We start from the raw sequence: 22,587 nt of genomic DNA on the forward strand, positions 1-22,587 counted from the left end.
GACGCCCAGTGGGAGATCCTCGCCGGGCTGCTACCCGAGCCCGCGTGTCGACGGCCCAGCGGCGGCCGGCCGGAACGTCACCACCGCCGGGCGATCATCGACGCGATCTTCTACCTCGTCGACAACGGGGTGAAGTGGCGGGCCCTGCCGGTGGACTTCCCACCCTGGGCCACGGTCTACGGCTTCCACGCCCGATGGAGTGACAACCTGACGGTGATCGAACTGACGGGCCGTCTGCGCGCCGCCCTACGGGTGGCTCATGGCCGCCAACCCGACCCCACCGCGGGTTGTATCGACGCCCAGTCCGTGTCCGAGACCGCCGAGGCCACCGTGCCGAAGACGACCAGCGGCTTCGACCCCCACAAACGGGTCAACGGACGGAAACGACACATCCTCGTCGACACCCTCGGCCTACTCATCGCCGTCCACGTCACCGCCGCCGACACCCACGACCGCGACGGGGCGTCACCCCTGCTGCACACCGCCGCCGCAGTGGGTGTCCGCCACCTCTGGGCCGACAAGGCCTACCGAGGCGACCTCGTCACCCGGACACGAGACAACCTCGGCATCACCATCGAGATCGCCACCGAACCCAGCAAAGGCAAGGGCTTCCAGGTCGTGCCCCGACGATGGGTGGTCGAGCGGACGTTCGCCTGGATCAGCCGCCGACGCCGCTGCGCCCGCGACTACGAACGCCTACCCGACCACCACGAAGCCATCGTCTACTGGGCCGCCATCATCCAGATGAGCCGACGACAAGCCCACATGACCTACCACAAACCCCAACACCAGGTTCAGAAACAGGCTCTATACAAGATGCGATAGGAAGGGGCCCTTCCTTACACCCCGGCGCCGGGTCGGCGGGCCGGCGACTATCGTCGGCGTGCGTGAAGGCATGGATTCCGCACCCGGAGGGCCGGGAACTGCTCGGCGAGATTCCCGACGGCGTCACCGTGGAGATCGCCCCGGCACCCGACCAGCTTCCCTCGGATCCGGCCGGGGTCCGGTTCTGGGTGCCGCCGTTCCTCGCCCAGGCGGCGGCGGTGCCGCTCGCCGCGAAGATGCCGGACCTGCGGGTGGTGCAACTGCTCTCCGCCGGTGCCGACATCTGGGCCGGCCGGCTGCCCACCGCGGTCACCCTCTGCGACGCGCGCGGCGTGCACGACTCGTCGACGGCGGAGTGGGTGGTCGCGGCGACCCTGGCCCACGTACGCGCCTTCCCGACCTACATCCGGGCCCAGGACCGGCAGGAATGGGCGTACGCCCGGACCGTGCCGACCGACGAACTGGCCGGTAAGCGGATTCTGGTCGTCGGTGCCGGATCGATCGGGGCGGCCGCCGCCGCCCGGCTGACGCCGTTCGAGGTCGAGCTGACCATGGTCGCCCGGACGGCCCGTCCCGCCGAGGGGGTGTACGGCGTCGCCGACCTGCCGACGCTGTTGCCGTCCGCCGATGTCGTGGTGCTGCTGCTGCCGCTCACCGAGCAGACCCGTGGCCTGGTCGACGCCGCGTTCCTCGCCGCGATGCGGGACGGCGCCCTGCTGGTCAACGCCGCCCGGGGACCGGTGGTGGAGACCGGGGCGCTGGTCGCGGAGCTGACCAGCGGGCGGATCGCGGCGGCGCTGGACGTCACCGACCCGGAGCCGCTGCCGTCCGGGCACCCGCTCTGGGAACTGCCCAACGTGCTGCTCACCCCGCACGTCGCCGGTTCGGTGCGCGGGCTGCTGCCCCGGGCGTACCGGCTCGCCGGCCAACAGCTGCGCCGGCTCGTCGCGGACGAGCCACTGGTCAACGAGGTGGTGGACGGCTACTGAGCCGGGGGCGCCCGCTGTCGGGCCGAGGGGTGGACCGGCTACCGGGCCGACGACTCCGTGTCGTCCGACCCGCCGGACGGTCGGAGCTGTTGGCCGCTCGCGGCGACAAGATCCGGCAGGTCGGTGGCGCGGACCGCCGGCAACGCGGTGGTACGCCCGTCGCTGAGCCGCACCACGGCCTGACCGCGCGGGTCGGACCCCAGCTCGACGATGTCGGCCCAGGGAATGGCGCGTTGCCCGAGCAGCGCCCGGATCCGTACCCCGGTCGGGTCGGCGTCGGTGCCGGCCCGCCAGGCCCAGAGGCCGACGGCGAGTGGGACGAGCAGCAGCGGGGTGAGGTACCAGCGGGTCGACGCGAGCGGTATGGCGCCGAGGAACGCGATGACGGCGGCCACCCAGATCGCCTGGTTGTGCCGGAACCGGAGACTGCTGGTCCTACTCACCCCGCGATTTTCGCACCCCGGCCCGCCGGCCCGACGTGCGCCTCCACCGGCCCGCGTGGGCCTGCACGGTGCGGGGACGGGCCGAGGGGCGTCCGCCGGGTCGGTCGACGGTCGACGCTCCGGACCCGGTCGGTGGTTTCCCACCCGTCCCCGGTGCGGAAAGATCAGAGACACGACCGGTGGGAGAGACCCCTACCAGCCCGTAACCATGCCTCCGACCGATCGTTGGAGGTTGATAGGAATTGTTTGGCCGGCTCACCCGGTCGGACCCGCTACCCCGCACCACGCCCCGTGCCCCCTCTGCGAAGGCAGCCGCCATGTTCGTGGCGCAACGCGTGAACGGTCGAGCCCGCCGGCTCGCCATCTGGATCACCGAGACCGGTGCCCCGCTGCTCGCGGTGGGCGTGCTGGTGATCGCCCACTTCGGCGCCCTCCCACCGTACGTGGCGGTGGCCGGCGCCGTCGGCGCGGTCGCCGCGCTGGCCGCCAGCCGGCTGGTACGGATCGCCGTCCGACTGCACCGCACGCAGCGCGGCTTCGGCCCGTGCCGGGGTGCCGGCTTCCTCGGCTTCGGCGTACTCGCCAGCGGGGTCAATTCGCTCGTCCTGCTGCTGACGCCGGCCGAGGCCCGGGACGCGGTGGCACTCTCCGGGCTGGCGCTGGCCCTCGGCCTCTACCTGTTCGGCATGCTGATGCTGCCCGGCGCCGCGAGCAGCGTGCCGGTACGGATGCGTCGCGGCTTCGACGGGCTCAGCCTCGGCATCAGCCTGGCCTTCTCCGCCTGGGTGATCCCGCCGGCCGGCGGGCTGCCACCACTCGCGATGGTCGCCGCCCTGCTCGCCATCGTCGGACTACCGATCATCACCATCACCACACTGCGCGCGTACGAGCACCGCCGCTCCGCCGCGTTCTGCGGACTCGGTGCCGGCGCGGCGGTCTTCGGTCACGCGCTGCTCGCCGTACTCACCGACTACAACGCCCCGCCCGAGGCGATTCCGCTGGTCGCGATCCCGCTGGTGGCCGGCCCGGCACTGATCGCCGCCGGTGCCCGCCGGGCGAACCCGGTCGCCCAGCCGGCCACCACGCCGACCGAGCCGCAGACCACGCTCACCGCGTACCCGCTGCTGACGATCCCGGCGATCCTGGCCACCCTGTCGGCCCTCTACCACCTCGTCACCGTCGGCCACTTCGACAGCACCTCGATCCTGCTCGGGTTGGCGATCATCCCGACCATGGTGGTCCGCGAGGTGCTCGTCATGCTCGACATCCGGCGCTACGCCCGGCGGCTGGTCAGCCAGGAGGCGCACTTCCGCTCGCTGGTCTCCGGCGCCAACGACCTGACCCTGATCGTCGGCGAGGACCTGCTGATCCGCTGGCAGTCCCCGGCCGCGGCCCGGCTCTTCGGGCTCGCCGACGCCGAGGTGGTGGGTCGGCTCTTCCCCGACCTGATGCACCCGGACGACTCGCCGGACGTCACCGGGGTGCTCACCGCGGTCATCGCCGGCCGGGAGGTGCCCGGTCGTCCGCAACTGGTCACCGCACGACTGCGGGACGGGCACGGCGTCTGGCGGGACACCGAGTCGACGATCAGCGACCAGCGCGGCGTGCCCGAGGTGGCGGCGCTGGTGGTGCACGTACGGGACGTCAGCGAGCGGCAACGGCTGGAACGTACGCTGCACGAACTCGCCTTCACCGACCAGTTGACCGGGCTGGCCAACCGCCGGGAGCTGACCCGCACCATCGTGACCCAGCGGGCGGTGCCGGGCCACACCGGCGCGCTGCTGGTGGTCGACCTGCACGGGATGGCGGGGATCAACGACGCGCACGGCCGGCAGTTCGGCGACGCCGTACTGGCCGAGGTCGGGCGTCGGCTCAAGACCGGGGTCGGTACCGACGACGTGGTGGCCCGGCTCGGCGGCGACGAGTTCGCCGTGCTGACCGTCGACCGCCCCGTGCTGGCGTACGCGATGGGGACCCGGCTGCTGACCGCGTTGACCGAGCCGTACCAGATGCCCGGCGCCCTGGTGTATCTCGGGACCAGCATCGGGCTCGCCGACCTGGCCGGCGGCGACAGTGTCGACGACGTGCTGCGCCGGGCGGACCTGGCCCGGCTGCGGGCCCGGCAGCTCGGCCGCAACCGGGTCGAGTGGTACGACGACCAGTTGGAGGAGCAGTTCACCCGGCGGCTGGACCTGGAGCGGGAACTGCCCGGGGCGGTGCAGCGGGGCGAGCTGGACCTGGTCTACCAGCCGGTCCTCGACCTCGACGACCACCAGCCGGTGGGCACCGAGGCGCTGCTGCGGTGGCGCAGTCCGGTCCTCGGCACGGTGCTGCCGGCCGAACTGCTCACCGTGGCCGAGGACCTGATGCTCGTCGAGGAGCTGGGACGGTGGGTGCTGGACACCGCCTGCCGGCAACTCGCCGCCTGGTCGCAGCGGTCCCGCCCGCTCTGGATGGCGATCAACGTGTCGGCGCGGGAACTGGCCTCGCCGGACTTCGTGGACTGGGTGACGGCGGCGTTGGCCGAGCACCAGGTGGCGCCGGAGCGGCTGGTGCTGGAGATCGCCGAGCCGCGGGGCAGTGCCGAGATCCCGGCGGTGGTGACCCAGCTCGCCGGGCTGCGGGCGGTCGGCGTGCGTACCGCGTTGGACGACTTCGGCACCGGGCCGGCGTCACTGGCCCAGTTGCGTCGGCTGCCGGTCGACTTCCTCAAGGTCGACCGGACGCTGGTGATCGACCGCGGCAGTCGGGACGGGGAGAGCAAGCCGTTCATCGACGTGGTGGTGACCCTGGGCCGGCGGTTCGGCCTGGAGATCATCGCGGAGGGTCTGGAGTCGGAGGCCCACGTCACCCAGGCACGGGCCGCCGGGTGCCGGCTCGGCCAGGGGTACGCGTTGTCCCGGCCGGCGCCGGCCGAGCGGGTGGAGGCGTTCCTGGAGGAGTTCCCCAGCGCCTCCCGCTGACGCTGCCGCTCCAGCCCCCACCCGTCGTCGTCGGCTCAGGTTTCAGGCGGTGGTGTAACCCGGCATCGGGTACGCCTCGAGCAGGTCGCCGACCTCACCGGCGATCCGGTCCAGGGCGGCGCCGTCGTCCTTGACCGCCGCGGTGACCGCCTCGTCCATCCAGGTCGCGACCTGCGGCATCTGCTCCTCGGTCAGACCCCGGGTGGTGAGCGCGGCGGTGCCGAGCCGGATCCCGGACGGGTCGAACGGCTTGCGCGGGTCGTACGGGACCGTGTTGTAGTTCAGTTCGATGCCGGCCCGGTCCAGTGCCTGCGCCGCCGGCTTGCCGGCGATGCCCTTGCTGGTCAGGTCGGCGAGGATCAGGTGGTTGTCGGTGCCGCCGGAGGAGAGGGTGAAGCCCCGCTCGACCAACTCCTCGGCGAGGACGCGGGCGTTGGCGACGATCTGGTGGGCGTACCGCCGGAACTCCTCGGTGGACGCCTCCCGCAACGCGACCGCGATGCCGGCCGTGGTGTGGTTGTGCGGACCGCCCTGCAGGCCGGGGAAGACCGCCTTGTCGATCGCGGACGCGTACTCGGCGGTGGTCAGGATCATCGCGCCGCGCGGGCCGCGCAGGGTCTTGTGCGTGGTGGTGGTGATCACGTCGGCGTGCCCGACCGGTGACGGGTGGGCGCCGCCGGCCACCAGGCCGGCGATGTGCGCGATGTCCGCCACCAGGATCGCGCCGACCTCACGGGCGATCTCGGCGAAACCGGCGAAGTCGATGGTGCGGGGCACGGCGGTGCCGCCACAGAAGATCACCTTCGGGCGCTCCCGGCGGGCCAGGTCGCGTACCTCGTTGAGGTCGATCCGGCCGGTCTCCTTCGAGACCTGGTACCGGACCGGGTTGAACCACTTGCCGGTGGCCGAGACCGACCAGCCGTGGGTGAGGTGCCCGCCCATCGGCAGCGCCATCCCCATCACCGTGTCGCCGGGGGAGAGGAACGCCAGGTAGACGGCGAGGTTCGCCGGCGAGCCGGAGTACGGCTGCACGTTGGCGTGGTCGACGCCGAAGAGGTCCTTCGCCCGGCTGATGGCGAGCGTCTCGATCGGGTCGACGAACTGCTGGCCCTCGTAGTAGCGGCGGCCGGGGTAGCCCTCCGAGTACTTGTTGGTCAGCACCGTGCCGCTGGCCTCCAGCACCGCCGTGGAGACGTAGTTCTCGGACGCGATCATCCGCAGCTTGTCGTGCTGCCGCTTCGCCTCGCCCTCGATCAGCGTCGCCAACTCCGGGTCGGCGGCGGTCAGGTGGGGAATCGGTGGTACGTGCACGGCGTCGTCCTCCTGGCTGGTCAGGCCTGCGGACCTCGCTGGTCAGGCCCGCGTCGCCGATGCTATCGGTAACCCGGTCACCGGCCGTACGCGACGCCCGCGTGCCGCCGGCCGGGGATGCCGGATCGCCGGCCGCCCGGTTCAGGGAAGGTGGGGCGGGGCGGTGCTGCCGCGGGGGATCAGGTGCGCCGTCTCGTCCTGGAAGTCGCCGAGCGGATTGCCGGCGACCGCGGCGAGCAGCCGATTGGCGGCGTGTGCCCCGTACGCCGGGATGTCCCGGCTGAGCGCGGTCAGCGCCGGGTGCACCAGCCGGCACAGCGGCGAGTCGTCCCAGGCGACGATGGAGACGTCGGCCGGTACGGCCAGCCCCATCTCCTGGGCGACGGCGAGGCCGGCGATCGCCATCACGTCGTTGTCGTACACCACCGCGGTCGGCCGGTCGGCGGAGCTGAGCAGCCGTCGGGTGGCCCGCGCCCCCTCCTCGCCGCTGTAGTCCGAGGAGACGGTGGCCGTACGGTCGAGGCCGAGCCGCCCGCAGACGGTGCGGAACGCCTCGGTGCGGATCTCGGTGTGCAGCAGGCCGGGGAGGCCGCCGACCCGGGCGATCCGGCGGTGCCCGAGGGCGACCAGGTATTCGATGGCCTCGGTCAGCGCCGCCGCGTCGTCGGACCAGACGTGGGCCAGCCCGCCGCCGTGGCCGGGCCCGCCGATCACCACCGCCGGCAGGTGGAGTTCCTCCAGCACCGGGACCCGGCGGTCGTCGGTCCGCAGGTCGCAGACCAGGACGCCGTCCACCCGCCGCTCGCCCCACCAGCGCCGGTAGACGGCGATCTCGGCATCGGGGCTCTCCACCACCTGCAGGGTCAGCGCGTACGACCGGGCGGAGAGTTCCGCCTCGACCCCGCTGATCAGTTCCATGAAGAACGGCTCGATGCCGAGGATGCGGGCGGGTCGGCAGAGCGCGAGCCCGACCGCGTTGGCGGTGGCGCCGGAGAGCGCCCGGGCGGCGCTGTTGGGGTTGAAGCCGATTTCCCGGGCGATGGCGAGAATGCGTTGCCGGGTGGCGTCGGAGACACCGGGCTGTCCGTTCAACGCGTACGAGACGGCGCCCTTGGACACTCCGGCCCGGCGGGCCACGTCGGCGATGGTCGGCCGCTTCACCGGGCGCTCCTTGTCGGCTCGGCCCGGTCACCAGGGGGCCGGTGCGGGATGTGGCCACGGACGAGCTTTTCCGGTTAAGCATAGCGAGGGGCCAATCTGCCCGGGACCCCCGCCGTCCGCCCCACTCCGGGTCGCCGCCGAACTGTCGTTCCGGACGAGCGGCGTGAATCGGGTCACCTGCCTGGTTGGGCGGGGCTCGGCTGGCATTTCCGGCCATTTGTGCGCCCGTTGACAGGGTGCGGGGCCGCCCGTACGGTGGCGTTACTTATCCGGTTCAGTCGACATCTCTCGATGTCTGGGGACGGGGCCCGGGGTGTGCGCCCGATCCGTCCGAGTGAGTTGAGGTGCTTGTGACGTCCTGGCAGAGCCTGCACGACGGTTGGTTTCTGAGCGCGGTACCCGATCCGGAGATCCCGGAAGCGGTCGCCGAGGCCCGGATACCGGCCACCGTGCCGGGTTGTGTACACACCGACCTGCTCGCCGCCGGCCTGATCCCGGATCCCTACCTCGACGACAACGAGCGGAAACTGGCCTGGATCGGCCGGACCGACTGGTGCTACGAGACCACCTTCGGGTGGGCCGGCGACCCGGACGACGACGCCCGGGTCGAGCTGGTCTGCGCCGGCCTGGACACCGTGGCGACCATCACCCTCAACGACGTGGAGGTCGCCCGGACCGCCAACATGCACCGCGGCTACCGGTTCGACGTACGGCCGCTGTTGCGGGTCGGTGCCGACAACGTGTTGCGGATCCGTTTCGACTCCGCCTTCCGCTACGCCGAGCAGTGGCAGGAGCGGCTCGGGGAGCGGCCGAACGCGTACCCGGACCCGTTCAACTTCATCCGCAAGATGGCCTGCAACTTCGGCTGGGACTGGGGCCCGTCGCTGGTCACCGCCGGCATCTGGCAGGAGATCGGGCTGCGGACCTGGCGGGTCGCCCGGCTGGCCGAGGTCCGTCCACTGGTGACGGTCGCGGACCGGCAGGGCCGGGTCGAGGTACACGTCGAGATCGACCGCGCCACCGCCGACCTCCCGGCTGACCGTACCGACGGTGCGGCGGAGGACGTGGTGGACGGCGCCGTCGACGGGGCGCCGGTCACCGTCCGGGCCACGGTCGCCGGGGAGACCGTCGAGGCGGTGCTCCCGCCCGGCCAGCGCGACATCGACCTGACCCTCACCGTCGCCGACCCGGACCTGTGGTGGCCCCGGGGGTACGGCGCCCAGCCGCGCTATCCGCTGGAGGTGACCCTGCACGCCGGCGGGGCGGAGGTGGACTCCTGGCAGCGGCTGATCGGCTTCCGCTCGGTGCGCCTGGACACCACCCCGGACGCCCACGGCACCCCGTTCACCCTGGTGGTCAACGATCGGCCGATCTTCGCCCGAGGGGTGAACTGGATCCCCGACGACTGCTTCCCGACCCGGGTCACCCGGGCCCGGTACGCGGAACGGCTCGACCAGGCCCGCGAGGCCAACGTCAACTTCCTGCGGGTCTGGGGCGGCGGCCGGTACGAGTCGGAGGACTTCTACGACCTCGCCGACGAACTCGGGCTGCTGGTCGCCCAGGACTTCCTCTTCGCCTGCGCCGCCTACCCCGAGGAGGAGCCGTTCGCCTCCGAGGTACGGGCCGAGGCGGCCGAACAGGTGGTCCGGCTGGCCAGCCATCCGAGCCTGGTGGCCTGGTTCGGCAACAACGAGAACATCTGGGGCTGGCACGACTGGGACTGGCAGGGGCCGCTCGCCGGCCGGAGCTGGGGCGCCGGCTACTACTTCGAGCTGCTGCCCGGCATCGTCGCCGAGCTGGACCCGACCCGGCCGTACTGGCCGGGCAGCCCGTGGTCCGGCAGCCACGACCGGCACCCGAACGATCCCGCACACGGCACCATGCACATCTGGGACGTGTGGAACCAGCTCGACTACCTCCACTACCGCGACCACCGGCCCCGGTTCGTCGCCGAGTTCGGCTACCAGGGGCCGGCGTCGTACGCGACGCTGCGGCGGGCGATCGGCGACGGCGAGCTGGCCGCGGACTCGCCGGCGATGGCACACCGGCAGAAGGCCGGCGACGGCGACCTGAAGCTGGCCCGGGGACTCGCCGCACATCTGCCGGAGCCGCGCGACTTCGACGACTGGCACTACCTGACCCAGGTCAACCAGGCCCGGGCGATCACCGTCGGGGTCGAGCACCTGCGGTCGCTGCGGCCGGTCTGCATGGGCAGTGTGGTGTGGCAGCTCAACGACTGCTGGCCGGTCACCTCCTGGGCGGCGGTCGACGGTGACGGCCGGCGCAAACCCCTCTGGTACGCGCTGCGCCACGCGTACGCCGACCAGCTGCTCACCGTACAGCCCCGGGACGGTGGGCTGGCCCTGGTCGCGGTCAACGACGGTGGCACACCGTGGACGGGCCGGGTCGAGGTGACCCGGCTGACCCTGGCCGGTGAACCGAAGGCGAAGACGTCGATCGAGCTGGACGTGCCGGCGTACTCCTCGGCGAGCTGGCCGCTGCCGGCGGACGTCGCCCGGTCCGACGAGCCGCGCGCCGAACTGCTGCTCGCCGATCCCGGCGGTGCCGGACAACGTGCCTTCTGGTTCTTCGCGGAGGACCGCGAACTGGCCTACCCACAGGCCGAGTACGACACCACGGTCGAACAGACCCCCGACGGGGTACGGGTCCGGGTCACCGCCCGGACGGTGCTGCGCGACCTGGTGCTCGCCCCGGACCGGCTCGATCCGGCGGCGGTGGTCGACGAGGCGCTGGTCACGTTGCTGCCGGGGGAGTCGACCACGTTCACCGTGCGGTCACAGCGGCGGCTGGATCCGGCCGCGTTGACCGCCCGGCCGGTGCTGCGCTGCGTCAACGACCTGGTGGCGCGCGAGTAGCGCGCGCCGGCGGTCGTGGTGGCGGCGGGCACCGGAGGAGAGGACATGGTTTCGCACCGCTGATCTGCGGAAGGATCGCCATCCGATGAAACGCCGTGTCACCCTGCTGCTGGCCGTCGCCGGGCTGTTGCTCACCGCCCAGCCGGCCCCGTCCCTGGCCGCACCGACGCCCGACTCCGCTGCCGCCGCCCCCGCCACCGGATTTGTTGTCCGCAAGGGCGACCAGTTGTACCTGGACGGCAAGCGGTTCCGGTTCGCCGGGACCAACAACTACTACCTGATGTACAAGTCCCGGGCGATGGTCGACGACGTCTTCGCCGACGCGCGGAACGCCGGCTTCACCGTGCTGCGGCACTGGGGTTTCCTGGACATCGGCACCCCGGACGGCTCCGACTCGGTCGCCGGCCCGGCCGACGGCGTCTACTTCCAGTACTGGGACGGCGAGAAGCCGGCCTACCGGGACGGCCCGGACGGTCTGGAGCGGCTGGACTACGTGCTCTACGCCGCCCGGCAGGCCGGGATCAAGCTGGTCATCCCGCTGACCAACAACTGGCGCGACTTCGGCGGCATGGACCAGTACGTCCGCTGGCGTGGTGGGCGGTACCACGACGAGTTCTACACCGACCCGGTGATCCGGGGCTGGTACAAGGACTGGATCTCGCACGTGCTCAACCGGACCAACACCCTGACCGGTCTGAAGTACCGGGACGACCCGACGGTGATGACCTGGGAACTCGGCAACGAGCCCCGGTGCAAGGGCTCCGGGGTCTATCCGACGTCACCGGACTGCACGCCGGAGACGCTGACCGGCTGGGCCGACGAGATGACCCGGCACATCAAGTCGATCGACCCCAACCACCTGGCCAGCGTCGGCGACGAGGGCTTCTACTGTGACGACCCGGCCAGCTCGGACTGGACCACCAACTGCGGCGAGGGCGTCGACTCGCTCGCCCTGACCCGGCTGCCGGCGGTCGACGTGGTGTCGTACCACCTCTATCCGGACCACTGGGGCAAGGACGCGGCCTGGGGCGTCGAGTGGATCCAGCGGCACAACCGGGACGCCAAACGGCTCGGCAAACCGGTGATGCTCGGCGAGTTCGGCTGGCACGACAAGGCGACCCGCAACCCGGTCTTCCAGCGGTGGACGGACGCCTTCACCACCACCGGCGGCAGCGGCTTCCTCTACTGGATCCTCTCCGGTGTGCAGGACGACGGCACGCCCTATCCGGACTACGACGGCTTCACCGTCTACTGCCCGAGCCCGGTCTGCACCACGATCAGCAACGCAAGCGAGGAGATCCGGCACGGGCAGCGGTCCCGGCCGCCGGTCGCCGACCACGACAGCGCGGTCACCGAGACCGGTACGCCGGTCACCCTGACCCCGGCGGGCAACGACATCGCCTACCGGACGACGGTACGGCCGGCCAGCGTCGACCTCGACCCGAACGTGGCCGGGCAGCAGGTGAGCGCGGCCGTTCCCGGCGGCGGTTTCGCCCTGGACCGGGCGACCGGAACGGTCACCTTCACCCCGGCCGAAGGCTTCCAGGGTCAGGCCAGAGCCTCCTACACCATCCGTGACCAGGCCGGCCGTGCGTCCAACGTGGCCGACCTGGTGGTGACGGTGAAGCCGGCCGCCGGTGACCCGATCCTGATCGCCTCCTGGGAGAGCGGGTTGGAGGGCTGGGCGCCCGGCAACTGGCAGACCGACGCCGGCACGCTCATCCAGACCACCGAGTACGCCACCCAGGGCGCGGCCGGGCTGCGGGTCGCCGCGACCGGCGGCGGCTGGTTCGGGGTGACCCTGCCGGAGCCGGTGGACCTGTCGGCGAAGGCGACGCTCCGCTACGACCTGCGGGCCGGAGCGGGCGGCACCTCCAGCGCGATCGCGGTGCAGACCGGCGAGGGCTGGGCCTGGTGCCAGTCGACGTTCGGCTGGGTGCCGGAGAACACCGAGACGACGGTGGTGGTGGACCTGCTCACCGAGATGTCGTGTGACGCGGCGGCACTGGCTGACGTACGGGGGATCCTGCTCTGGGTCAGTCCCGGTACCCACGACGTGGACCACCTGCGCGCCGAGTGACCCGAGTCGGCCGGGGGCGGACATCCGCCCCCGGCCGGCCTCGGCGGATCCGTCCCGGCGCGGATTTGGTCCAAGGAAGCGCCGTGGTAGCTTCGGTCCCAGCGTCGCGTGCCGGTGGCAGACCGTGTCAGGCATGGAGGCGCCGGACCGAAGAGGATACGACGATGCTTGTCGTCCCTTCGCCCGCCACGTATGCGTGAGGGCGAGAAGACCAGGCTGGTGGCCTGGAGTCGAGAGTTGCGCCGCGTACACGAAAGACTTCGCGAGGCGTTGCGTGTCACCCGGCAGGCCGTTGCCGACGGCGCGCCGGCAGAGCCGGCGACCAGGGATCTGTTGCTGTTCTGCCACGGGTTCTGCACCGCACTGACCGCACACCACGAGGGCGAGGACCGGGACCTGTTCCCGGCGATCGCCGAGCAGCATCCCGAGCTGCGGGAGACACTGCGCCGCCTGCGGCAGGACCACTCGATGATCGACCATCTGCTGGCCGGCCTCCAGGCCGCCGTGGATCGGGCCGCCTCGCCAGCCGAGCTGGATCGGCACCTGGACGGCGTGGCGGCGATCATGGAGTCCCACTTCAGGTACGAGGAACGCCAGCTCCTGACGGTGCTGGAGACCCTGGCGCTGGACGCGGACCCTGCAGCCGTGCTGGGACCGCTGTGAGGTTTAGGCCGATCTCCGGACGGGGACACCGCCGCGTTGAACCGTCACGGGGGTGGTTATGACCTTGGCTAATCCGGCTCCCGACTATTTCGAGCCCGAAGACGGCATGTTCCTCGCGACGCTGCTCATCGTCCGGGATGTGGACCGTTCCCGGGAGTACTACGAGCGGGTTTTCGGGGCGACGTGCGTCCACGAGAGCAATCCGCTGATCATGCGTTTCTTCAACAGCTACATCATCATCAACAACGAGGGTGGTCCGACGGACGACAAGCCGATGGTGCAGGCCAAGGCGCCCCCGGATCCCAACATCCTGAGCTGCGCGATGAACGTCCGGGTCCGGGACATCCGGAAGCTCTATACGGAGTGGAAAGCCAGGGGCGCGGACTTCATCACCGAGCCGAAGGACCACGGTACGGAGATCCGCTGCTATCTGCGCGACCCTGACGGCTACCTGGTGGAGGTCGGGCAGGGCCTCTGACGACGACATTCGGGTACGGGCTCCCGGCAACCCGCCCGTTCAACTGGGACGCGCGAGCGGCTCAGAGATAACGACCGATCACGTCCTGGATGAGGCCGTCCCGGACCAGGTAGGCGTAGGTGAACCGCTCCTCGCCGCCGGAACCTGTGGTGAAGCGGTACGTCACGGTCAGCCGGGTTCCGTCCCACCGCTCCTCGCCCGGCTCGTACCGGCCGTCGACCCGGAGGACCTCGGGCACCAGGAAGCGGGACATGATCTCGTCGCGGCTCGGGTAGATCCGGCCCACGCTGTCGAAGCGGGCGTCCGGGGCGAAGAGGGCGGCGACCCCGGCCTCGTCACCGGAGTTTGCCGTGTCGGCGAACCGGCGGGCGACGTTCTCGGTGGCGGCCCGGCCGTCGGCCGGTTGCCCTGTCCCGGTGCTGTCGACCGGGGCGGGGCCGGCGGATGCGGTCGGCGCGGCGGGTGTACCTACCGGTGGGTCGGCATCGTCGCTGCCGCACGCGGCGACGAGCGCGAGGATCGCGATGGTGGTGGCGGTGCTGACGAGACGGTTCCGCATGTGTCGATCGTGTGCGCGAGCGGCACGACCGGTCCAAGACCGACCTCGATAACCGCCGGTTATCGGCAGTGGCGGCAAGGTACGGGCAACCGGCACCCGCCCCGGGACAGTCTGTTGCGTGGCGATGGCAGGCGGTGCCAACCAATCCGCCGATCGTTCCGTAGCACCCAGTCGATCTCTCCGCTACAGTCGTGGCGACCAAGCGGTGACCGACGGGCTTTCGGTATTCGGATATGCCCCCCATCCGCACGAGCTTTCGTGCTGCCCGGGGGCAACTCTCGATGTCGGCGTTCCGTACGTCTGCGGCTGGTCTACTGCGCATGGCCAGCCAGGACACCCTTGCCGAACGGATCGCCGAACAGCTCTGGATGAACGGACACGGGGTCAGCCCGGCTGAGCGGCGGTCGTGGTCGCAGAGTCTGGCCGTACTTGCGCAGGATCTCGCCGACGCGGGCCTGGACCAGGTCGAGGTGCTGGTGGAATACCAGCTGCCGCTGACGAGCAAGCGCGCGGACGTTGTGCTCGCTGGCGTCCATCCGAAGACCGGCGTCGACTCGTATGTCGTGGTTGAGCTGAAGCAGTGGTCGTACGCTGAGTCCTACGAGGACTCGGACACACTCGTGGCAGTCGAGCATGCCCGTGGTCCGCGCCTACATCCCGGAGTGCAGGTCGCCGACTACTGCACCTACCTCACCGACTTTCTGGGTGTTCTCCACGAGCGCCGGGACGCCATCCGTGGTGCGGCGTACCTGCACAACGCAGTCGACCGCGACGTCAATGACCTGTTCGCTCGGCGTCCGACCGAGCAGAGCCGGATTTTTACCAAACAGCGGCGAGGACAGTTTCTGGAGTACCTGCGGTCGCAGCTGGCGCCGGTGTCGGGCGCGGTGTCGGCGGACCGTTTCCTGACCAGTTCCGTCCGGCCCAGCCGCCACCTGCTCTCGCACGCGGCAAAGGAGCTGAAGGAACGGTCGCACTTCACTCTGCTGGACGAGCAGCATTTGGCGTACGAGTTGGTATTACATGCCGTGGAGCGCGCCCGGTCGGCGGACAGCAAGCGCGTCGTCGTCGTGGCCGGCGGACCGGGAAGCGGCAAGAGCGTCATCGCCCTGTCCGTCCTCGGTGAACTCGCTCGGCAGCAGCGGCCGGTCCTGCATGCTACCGGTTCACGCTCCTTCACCCAGACGCTGCGGCGCTACGCGGGCAAGGGCTCTACGCGGCTGAAGGACATGTTTCGGTACTTCAACAGCTTCATGGCGGCCGAGCGCAACGGCATCGACGTGCTGATCTGCGACGAGGCGCACCGGATTCGGGAGACGTCGGTCAACCGCTTCACGCCAAAGGCGAAGCGGGACACCGTGCGACCGCAGATCGACGAGCTGATCGCGGCGGCGCGGGTGCCCGTCTTCCTACTCGACGAGCATCAGGTGGTGAAGCCGGGCGAGCTGGGCAGCATCGACGTCATCTCCGGGCACGCGCATCGGCTCGGCGTGGAGGTCGACGTCGTATCGCTGCACGACCAGTTCCGGTGTGGCGGCAGCGAGTCGTATGAGCGCTGGGTGTTGCACCTGCTCGGGCTCGACGGCGACGAGCCGTTCCCGTGGGAGGGGGACGGCCGTTTCGACCTGCGGCTGGCCGATTCGCCGGAGCAGATGGAAGCCTTCTTGGCGCAGAAGCAGGCGGCGGGGGAGACGGCCAGGATCTCGGCCGGTTACTGCTGGCCGTGGAGCAAACCCCGCTCCGATGACACCCTTGTCCCGGATGTTCAGGTCGGCGCCTGGGCACGTCCATGGAATGTCGACAGCGAGCGCAGGGTCGGTGATGCGCCCCCGAGCGCGCTCTGGGCGACCGATCCGGACGGCTTCGGTCAGGTCGGCTGCGTATACACCGCGCAGGGTTTCGAGTACGAGTGGTCGGGCGTCATCATCGGCCCGGATCTCGTAGCCCGCGACGGTAGGCTGGTCACCCGGCGCAGCGAGTCCAAGGACCCCTCGTTCAAGAGTCGGAAGACGGTCAGCGACGCCGAGGCGGATCAGTTGATCCGCAACACGTACAAGGTGCTGATGACGCGCGGCATGCGCGGCACAATGCTCTTTTCGACCGATCCAGAAACCCGCGACTACCTGGCGAGGTTGGTGCAGGTCCGGCGCGGTCTGGAGACGGTGTACGAGCCGATTGCACCCGGCGTCTACCGTGATCGGCGGAGACGGCGGAGTGGGTAGGGTAGCTGCCCGACCGGACCGGTTCGAGCGTCGGCGACTCCGGCTGCCGGTGATGATCAGTCGAAGTAAACTGTGGACCGGGCCTTGAGCCGCATGGAACTGCGGGCGTGACCAGAACCGCCCGCGTTTTCAGAGGTCGTCGCAGTCAGTGCCCTCCGTTGCGTGACGTCGAAAGCGCGGTCTGTAGTCTCTGCGACGGCTGGCTGGCCGTACCAGTTGTTACTCCTACGACGTACGCACGTATACGCCCTTGCCTTGGTGCCCATGGACCAGCCCGGCTTCCCGTAGCACCAGCATGGCGTTACGGACGGCCGTGTTGCTTGCGTTGTACTGGTTGCGTAGCTGGGACACGGAGGGCAACTTGTCGCCGGGTTTCAGCTCCCCGGAGGCGATTCTCGCCTTGATATCGGCGACGATCCGGATGTAGATGGGCTCGATCGGCATGGTGAGGCTCCCTGCTGCCCTGTAGTCGGTTCGATGGCGCCGGATGCACGCGTACGGGGCGGTTTGGGTGGACGCCCACGACTTCGCGTGGGGTTGCCATCCGGAAGCCGTAGTAGTTGCCAGGTAGATGAACGCTAGATCTCGATGACCGGCTCGTCGTCATCCCCGGGGAGCAGCCACTTCTCGCGGGGCTCCACGAAGGTGCCCTTGCCTTGCTGTCGTCGTACGAGCCGTTGGGCCTCGAGGCGTACGAGCACCATCTTGACCGTCGTTGCGCCGACGCTGTAGCGCTGCGTCATCTCAGCGATCGACGGCAGCTGGTCTCCAGGTTTCAACTTGCCGTCGACGATCGCGGACGCGTATGCGTTTGAAATGCGGACGTAGTCTGGCTGCGTGGGCACGCGCTCCTCGCTTGGTAACCTATGGATTGCGAACGGCGAGATCCCGATGTTCGTTGTTCTTTATGTATACTCCGCCGCTGTTCTCTCGGCCCGCTCGATAAACTGGTCAAGTTGTGGTTCGGTCATGTTCTCGTCATGCAGCAGTGTGCCAAGAATTGCGATCTGTGCGGAGAAGGCGACGTCGGGGGCGATGTCGTCTACAAGGTGGGCCTCGCCGAGCACTGCACGGATTATGCCCTCCATAGCGAGGGCGGGAAGTTCGGAGCCGTCCTGGTACCGGGCGCGAGTGTCTGCGACGAACCGCGCGATGTCCTGCAGATCCTTGCCGCGAAACCGCCGGTCAACGGCGAGAGCGAAAGCGGCGCTGATGACCTGCGAGCCGGTGCCCCATCCGATCTGATCCAGTCGTTCCAGCAGGCGATCGGCCTGGTCCCAATCACTTTCCGCTATCGCCCGGATTAGTTGGCTGGTCTCTTTCCTTGCTTCCACGTGAGCGGAACCTTTCTATGCTTTTGCGCGCCAGTTGGCTCGACTTATGGATAGTGACACCCGCGATCAACCCCAGGACGAGGAAATTTCCTACCGCTTCGGGTACGTCGATCCTTTGGATTAGCGGCGGTTGACTGGGTGGTCTCGTCGCCGCGCTTGCTGTCTGTGCGCCTGGAGGTTTGACGACATCCTTGATCACCTTGATCGTGTTTTGTGCTACCTCCGTTGCGGTCTTGCCGGTTTCCTGAATGTTCTCTATATTGCGGCTCGTCCTGCTCAGGAACGCGCCGATGCTGGAGGCGCTGTCTCCACGGCGCTCGGCTTCACCCAGCAACTGCTCGCCCGATGGCGTCTCGGCATCAGAGACGTCCGACTCGGATGCGGATCCGGGGGCGATCCTGTTCAGGTAGGTGGTAAGGCGGGCGCGCGCCTCCGTCAGCAGGCGGGCTGTCTTGGCCGCTTTCTCGCTGGCAGTCCGCATGTCGGTGAGGGCTTCTCGTATCTGTGGATGCTCGGTGCCCTGGGCTGCCTCGGCGTACCGCTGGTGGGCCTGGTCGGCATCAGCCTTGGCTCTCATCGAGGTGACCGCTGCGGCGGCGAGCCGTTCGCGTACATGGAGGAGTTGAGCCACCACCTCCTGCATGGGTGCGTTCATCCGAGAGTCGCAAGGTAGGCGTTCGCGTGCTCGACAGCGGCGTCGATGCGGCGCATCGCTAGATCGACCTCACGGTCGAAGCCTTCGAGAATTTTCAGCCCGGCCTGCGCATCCTCGTCCTGGCTGTCGTGGATCGTGACGCGGGCGAGATGCCCTGCGGTGGCTGCTTCCGTGCCGGCCTGGTAGAGGGTGTTCGCGGCCTCCTTGGCAGCTCGGTTGCCTTCGCGGATCGTGCTCTTGACCTCGTTGACGTTCACGGAGCCACCCCGGCTAACCGAGGACGCTCACGTATTCGCGGGCGGCGGTGGCGCCGCCTTGGATGAGGGTGCCGGCTTCGGTGAGGTGCCGCTTGCTGTGCTCGGCACGCTGGATCGCCTTCCCGATCTTCGGATGACCGGTGCCAGCGGCGACGGCGCGGAGACGGGTCAGCACCTGTTCGGTCTGCTCGGTGGCGGAACGAATCTGGTTGAGTGTGCCGTCACCGCGCTCGGCGGACTGCATGAGTGCCGCCTTCGCTTCCTGGATGCTGGCCATGCCATCCTCCCCGATCATCGGCCACCGCCGGGTGCGGTCCAACGCAGACGGCGCCAGCTCCACGCCTTGGTGGTCAAGTGGTTACCATCTGCGAAGGCAGGATAGAGGAAGGTCGCATCCTCGATTGCCCTTCGCGGGCACGTGATTGGGGCGAGCTACTTGGGCTCGGCTACGAAGACCCCGAGACCCTGAGTGCTCTCAACGAGTCCTTCGGTGCGCAGGGCATGCATCGCGTAGCGGATGACGGAGTCAGAGACGTTGTGCTCTGCCTTGAGCTGTGCAGTCGAGGGCAGTTTGTCGCCGGGCTTCAGATCACCCGACTTGATCTGTTGGCGGATGTGGTCCGCAAGACGCTCCCATTTCGGTGCAGGCATGTGTACTCCTCGGTCTCCACCGACCATGAGATCACGCCCTCACTTGTGACTGCAAGTTGTCTGTACTGGCAAGGTTGGCTTCAGCGCTTAAGTGTTTCTTGACTTAAGCGTAGAAGTAGTCCTAGGTTGAGCAGCGCGTGGCACTCCTCGGTCTCCAAACCCGGAGAGCTCGCACCTCCCGGTCGGGATGGTCGGCTCGTACGCGTTGGCCGTCCCGGCCCCTGGTCACGCCCTGCTGTCGTACGGCCGGTGACGGGCTGCGGTGGTGGGGCGGGGTGGCCCTGGTCCGGAGCACGCCCCTCGGTCGGGCCGGGGCCACCCGTCCACGTCCTGCACGTTGTCGAAGGGTTGGTGAGGTTGTGCCCACTCTGCTCCGCCGGGTGTTCGGGCGGGATCGGGAGCCGTTACAGCGGCTGCTCGGGCCGGAGCCTCGGTCGACGTCGTACCGGTCGGCGGGGTACCGCCCGCTGTGGCCGTCGCAGGTCCGAACGCGGCGGTTCACCCCGGTCCGGTTCGGGCGCCGGGGAGTCGACCCGGGCGAGGTGACGGTCTTCCTCGACCAGGTGGCCGGGGACCTGGCGCGGGCGTACACCGAGGTGGCGAGCCTGCGCGAACAGAACACCCGGATCAAGGACGCGTTGCGCCGTTGGCAGTCGCGGCACGCGCCGACCGCCCACGAGCTGGCGGGGCGCTGATGGCCGAGCGGTACGTCGTACACGTGGCCTTCACCGCGCCGGACCCGGATGCGGCCCGGCAGTTCGGGCGGACGCTGGCCCGGACCCTCGACCGATTGCCGCAGGTCGACGCGGCCGAGGCGACCGTCTCCGCCGAGGACGACCAGGGCGTGCAGTCCCGGCTCTTCTGTGACCGGCTGCTCGGCGGCGGTCGGCGCTGCGTGCTCCGCGCCGAGCACGAGGTGCCGTGCGCGAGTGTGGAGGTGGTCCGGTGACCGGGACGGTGCCGGCCGGGCCGCACGTGGTGTTGTGCCGCTCGTGTGACGGGCTCTCCTTCACCCTGGTGCGGTGCTCCTGCACCTACGGTGGCAACCGGCTGCTGGTCAGCGCCGACGACTGGCAGCCGGGGGAGCCCTACCACGACTGTCTCGAATGTGACGGGGTCGGCACGGTCGGCCGGCCCTGTCACGACTGCGGGCAGACCGGGCGGCGCCGCGCCCAGCTTGTCCTCACCATGGTCAACATTGACACCGGGGCGGTGGCGTCGGCAAGTGTCGTACCCGGGGTGGTCCGACCGGAGCCGTGGCCCGACGACGGCGGCCAGAGCTGGTATCTGCCGCTGGCGCCGGTGCTGCACGAGCTGGCCGCCACCGTCGGTGCCGGCACGTGGACCGACGTCCGCGAACCCGGCTCGACGGACGGACCGCTGATCCTGCTGCCACCCGGCTGGCGACCCGAGCACTCCGCATCGCACCGGAAGGTGCTGGAGGCGCAGGCGATCGCGTGGCAGAGCAGCGACGCGTGGCGGCTCTACCTTGGTCGTACCGCCGCCGCGCCGCCGCCGGACCCGGCCGCCGAACTCGGCCGACGGTGCCGGCTCGCCGACCTGCTCTGCCTCGACCTGGTGGTGGAGGTCCGGCGGCAACCGTACGGCGCCGGCCTGACCTGGGCGATCCGCTACGAACTGCCGGACGGGCCGGTCCCCGCCGAACCCCGGAGTTTCGCCGCCGACCTCGCCACCGCGATCGCCACCACCAGCGATCACGACGCCTGCTACGGCCTGGACGAACGCGGCCGGAGCGTCCCCGCCCACCAACTGACCGCCGCCGGACCGCCGCCGTCCGACCCGCCGACCGTCGACCTCGACCAGCTCGAACGGCGGATCCTCGCCGACTGCGTCGACCTCGCCACCGGCGCCCCGAACCCCGGCGCCCAGGCGATCTGGCGCGACGGCGGCTGGTGGCACACCAGCCTCCGGGACGCCGGCACCCTCGAAAGTCTCACCGAACGCTCCACCGGCCAGATCGTCAGCCGGCACACCACACTGCTGCGACGCGGCTGGCAGCCGCCGGCCCCGTCGTGGCTGGGCCCACCCATCGAGTACGTCGAATGCCCCGACTGCGACCCGAACAGCCGACTCCAGTACTGCGACTGTCGACTCGTCGCCGACCGAGCCGACCCCGACTGTGTCCACTGCTCCGGCTCCGGCCGCAGCCCGTCACTGATGCGCTGCTTCACCTGCGGCGGCACCCGGCGGATCCACCGGAACGTGACGATCACGATCACCGACCTGGCCGGCCGGGTAGTCCACCTGACCTGGTCGGCCGGCGGCCCCGGCTGGCGGACCGGCGTACGCGCCTGGCGGCTCGGCGACGCCGGTCAACCCTGGCCGGCGGGGGAGGAGCTGTGGCGCTCCGGCGATCAGGTGTCGGCGCCGCACGTGGCGACCCACCCCGGCGGCAAACCCCTGCACCAACTCCCCGGGCAGTTCCGGCTCGCCGGCTGGGCCGACACCTTCGACATCCGCCCCGAAGACCTGGTCGAACTCGACGGCCGAGGTCAGCTCGACCAGGACCTGCGGTACGGCACCGTCACCCTGCACCACATCGGCGCCGACCCGCTCACCGAGTACGTCACAAACGCCGCCCGGGGTCGGCCCGGCGCCCGGCTGTTCCTGCTGGCCCGCCGACCCGACGTACCGCCGCTGGCCGACGTGGTCCGGCTCGTCCTCGGGCTGCGGCTGGGGGTCACCGTCACCGTTGTCGACCACGCGCCGAACGCTGGGGACCTCCGACTCGTCCAGGGCGAGAGCTGGGACGTCACCATCGACTGTCCCAGCAGGGAATCCGCCCCGGCTGACCCGCCGGCCCGACCCAGCCCGGAAGCCGCGATCGCCTTCTGCCTCGACTTCCTCGACCTCGCCGTCGCCGGCAACGTCCCCGCCGACCCGGAGCAGCCGATCCCGGTGCCGCAGACTCCGACCCCGATCGAGGTCGACGACCCCGTACCGTTCCTCCGCCGGCTCGCCCGCCACCACGCCGGGCAACCCGTCGCGGTCCACTACACCGGTACGACCTGCCAGGTGTGGCTCCGCGACCGCGAGCACATACGCCAGCTCGCCGCCGCACCCACCCTTCCCGCCGCCGTCGGCGCCCTCGGCCTCTGA

The 22,587-nt window shown here is 70.1% G+C and carries 22 protein-coding genes; 11 read left to right on the plus strand and 11 right to left on the minus strand.

Annotated features, from left to right (window positions below; translation table 11 throughout):
• Both V1633_RS20145 and V1633_RS20150 read left to right on the plus strand, forming a co-directional pair.
• The coding region (locus V1633_RS20145; RefSeq protein ID WP_331215922.1) for an IS5 family transposase at positions 1 to 825 on the plus strand (825 nt) is incomplete at its 5' end.
• Positions 826 to 887: 62 nt separating this feature from the next.
• The gene (locus V1633_RS20150; RefSeq protein WP_331215923.1) at positions 888 to 1,814 is read left to right on the plus strand and encodes a 2-hydroxyacid dehydrogenase; all 927 of its coding nucleotides are present in this window, start codon (positions 888 to 890) and stop codon (positions 1,812 to 1,814) included.
• A 38-nt stretch (positions 1,815 to 1,852) separates the two neighbouring features.
• Here the strand turns inward: V1633_RS20150 and V1633_RS20155 are convergent, their stop codons facing one another.
• Positions 1,853 to 2,257, minus strand: a complete 405-nt coding sequence (locus tag V1633_RS20155; RefSeq protein ID WP_331215924.1) for a PH domain-containing protein — start codon at positions 2,255 to 2,257, stop codon at positions 1,853 to 1,855.
• 335 nt (positions 2,258 to 2,592) lie between these two features.
• Here V1633_RS20155 and V1633_RS20160 point away from each other — a divergent pair, with 335 nt between their 5' ends.
• Positions 2,593 to 5,220, plus strand: coding sequence for a putative bifunctional diguanylate cyclase/phosphodiesterase (locus V1633_RS20160; protein ID WP_331215925.1), 2,628 nt, complete (start codon positions 2,593 to 2,595; stop codon positions 5,218 to 5,220).
• A gap of 42 nt (positions 5,221 to 5,262) precedes the next feature.
• Here the strand turns inward: V1633_RS20160 and V1633_RS20165 are convergent, their stop codons facing one another.
• Entirely contained in the window at positions 5,263 to 6,531 is a 1,269-nt protein-coding gene (locus V1633_RS20165) for a serine hydroxymethyltransferase (RefSeq protein WP_331215926.1), read from the minus strand.
• Between the two features lie 141 nt (positions 6,532 to 6,672).
• On the minus strand, positions 6,673 to 7,692 hold the full coding sequence (locus V1633_RS20170; RefSeq protein ID WP_331215927.1) for a LacI family DNA-binding transcriptional regulator: 1,020 nt from the start codon (positions 7,690 to 7,692) through the stop codon (positions 6,673 to 6,675).
• Between the two features lie 350 nt (positions 7,693 to 8,042).
• Between V1633_RS20170 and V1633_RS20175 the strand changes: the two genes are divergently transcribed.
• From V1633_RS20175 to V1633_RS20190, 4 genes are all read left to right on the plus strand, one after another.
• A complete protein-coding gene (locus V1633_RS20175; protein ID WP_331216201.1) occupies positions 8,043 to 10,568 on the plus strand; it encodes a glycoside hydrolase family 2 protein in 2,526 nt (841 codons plus the stop codon).
• Positions 10,569 to 10,653: 85 nt separating this feature from the next.
• A complete protein-coding gene (locus V1633_RS20180; protein WP_331215928.1) occupies positions 10,654 to 12,648 on the plus strand; it encodes a cellulase family glycosylhydrolase in 1,995 nt (664 codons plus the stop codon).
• Positions 12,649 to 12,840: 192 nt separating this feature from the next.
• Positions 12,841 to 13,311: a hemerythrin domain-containing protein gene (locus V1633_RS20185; protein WP_331215929.1), complete on the plus strand. Its 471-nt coding sequence runs from the start codon at positions 12,841 to 12,843 to the stop codon at positions 13,309 to 13,311.
• Between the two features lie 58 nt (positions 13,312 to 13,369).
• Positions 13,370 to 13,789, plus strand: a complete 420-nt coding sequence (locus V1633_RS20190) for a VOC family protein (protein WP_331216202.1) — start codon at positions 13,370 to 13,372, stop codon at positions 13,787 to 13,789.
• Between the two features lie 61 nt (positions 13,790 to 13,850).
• On the opposite strand, the gene V1633_RS20195 is transcribed toward V1633_RS20190, so the two are convergent.
• The gene (locus V1633_RS20195; protein WP_331215930.1) at positions 13,851 to 14,348 is read right to left on the minus strand and encodes a nuclear transport factor 2 family protein; all 498 of its coding nucleotides are present in this window, start codon (positions 14,346 to 14,348) and stop codon (positions 13,851 to 13,853) included.
• 320 nt (positions 14,349 to 14,668) lie between these two features.
• On the opposite strand from V1633_RS20195, the gene V1633_RS20200 reads away from it, so the two are divergent.
• Positions 14,669 to 16,570: a DUF2075 domain-containing protein gene (locus V1633_RS20200; RefSeq protein ID WP_331215931.1), complete on the plus strand. Its 1,902-nt coding sequence runs from the start codon at positions 14,669 to 14,671 to the stop codon at positions 16,568 to 16,570.
• Between the two features lie 225 nt (positions 16,571 to 16,795).
• Here the strand turns inward: V1633_RS20200 and V1633_RS20205 are convergent, their stop codons facing one another.
• The 7 genes from V1633_RS20205 to V1633_RS20235 all read right to left on the minus strand — a co-directional run bounded on the left by V1633_RS20205 (position 16,796) and on the right by V1633_RS20235 (position 19,467).
• Entirely contained in the window at positions 16,796 to 17,014 is a 219-nt protein-coding gene (locus V1633_RS20205) for a winged helix-turn-helix domain-containing protein (RefSeq protein WP_331215932.1), read from the minus strand.
• Between the two features lie 134 nt (positions 17,015 to 17,148).
• Positions 17,149 to 17,415 (minus strand): winged helix-turn-helix domain-containing protein, encoded by a 267-nt coding sequence (locus tag V1633_RS20210; protein WP_331215933.1) that lies wholly within the window; start codon positions 17,413 to 17,415, stop codon positions 17,149 to 17,151.
• 60 nt (positions 17,416 to 17,475) lie between these two features.
• Entirely contained in the window at positions 17,476 to 17,904 is a 429-nt protein-coding gene (locus V1633_RS20215; protein ID WP_331215934.1) for a hypothetical protein, read from the minus strand.
• Positions 17,852 to 18,547, minus strand: a complete 696-nt coding sequence (locus V1633_RS20220; RefSeq protein ID WP_331215935.1) for a hypothetical protein — start codon at positions 18,545 to 18,547, stop codon at positions 17,852 to 17,854. The genes V1633_RS20215 and V1633_RS20220 overlap by 53 nt, the downstream gene beginning before the upstream one ends.
• Before the next feature lie 8 nt (positions 18,548 to 18,555).
• Complete coding sequence (locus V1633_RS20225; protein WP_331215936.1) at positions 18,556 to 18,816, minus strand: hypothetical protein; 261 nt, start codon at positions 18,814 to 18,816, stop codon at positions 18,556 to 18,558.
• Positions 18,817 to 18,829: 13 nt separating this feature from the next.
• Positions 18,830 to 19,093 carry a hypothetical protein gene (locus V1633_RS20230; RefSeq protein ID WP_331215937.1) on the minus strand — a complete coding sequence of 88 codons (264 nt, stop codon included), beginning with the start codon at positions 19,091 to 19,093 and terminating at the stop codon, positions 18,830 to 18,832.
• A 155-nt stretch (positions 19,094 to 19,248) separates the two neighbouring features.
• Positions 19,249 to 19,467: a winged helix-turn-helix domain-containing protein gene (locus tag V1633_RS20235; RefSeq protein WP_331215938.1), complete on the minus strand. Its 219-nt coding sequence runs from the start codon at positions 19,465 to 19,467 to the stop codon at positions 19,249 to 19,251.
• A 359-nt stretch (positions 19,468 to 19,826) separates the two neighbouring features.
• Here V1633_RS20235 and V1633_RS20240 point away from each other — a divergent pair, with 359 nt between their 5' ends.
• The 3 genes from V1633_RS20240 to V1633_RS20250 are packed head-to-tail and all read left to right on the plus strand — an operon-like array spanning position 19,827 to position 22,587.
• Positions 19,827 to 20,162 (plus strand): DivIVA domain-containing protein, encoded by a 336-nt coding sequence (locus tag V1633_RS20240; RefSeq protein ID WP_407952066.1) that lies wholly within the window; start codon positions 19,827 to 19,829, stop codon positions 20,160 to 20,162.
• Entirely contained in the window at positions 20,162 to 20,416 is a 255-nt protein-coding gene (locus tag V1633_RS20245) for a hypothetical protein (RefSeq protein WP_331215939.1), read from the plus strand. Before V1633_RS20240 ends, V1633_RS20245 begins: the two co-directional genes overlap by 1 nt.
• Complete coding sequence (locus tag V1633_RS20250) at positions 20,413 to 22,587, plus strand: hypothetical protein (protein ID WP_331215940.1); 2,175 nt, start codon at positions 20,413 to 20,415, stop codon at positions 22,585 to 22,587. Before V1633_RS20245 ends, V1633_RS20250 begins: the two co-directional genes overlap by 4 nt.

It is taken from the genome of Plantactinospora sonchi (assembly GCF_036422035.1).
Taxonomy (GTDB): Bacteria; Actinomycetota; Actinomycetes; order Mycobacteriales; family Micromonosporaceae; genus Plantactinospora; species Plantactinospora sonchi.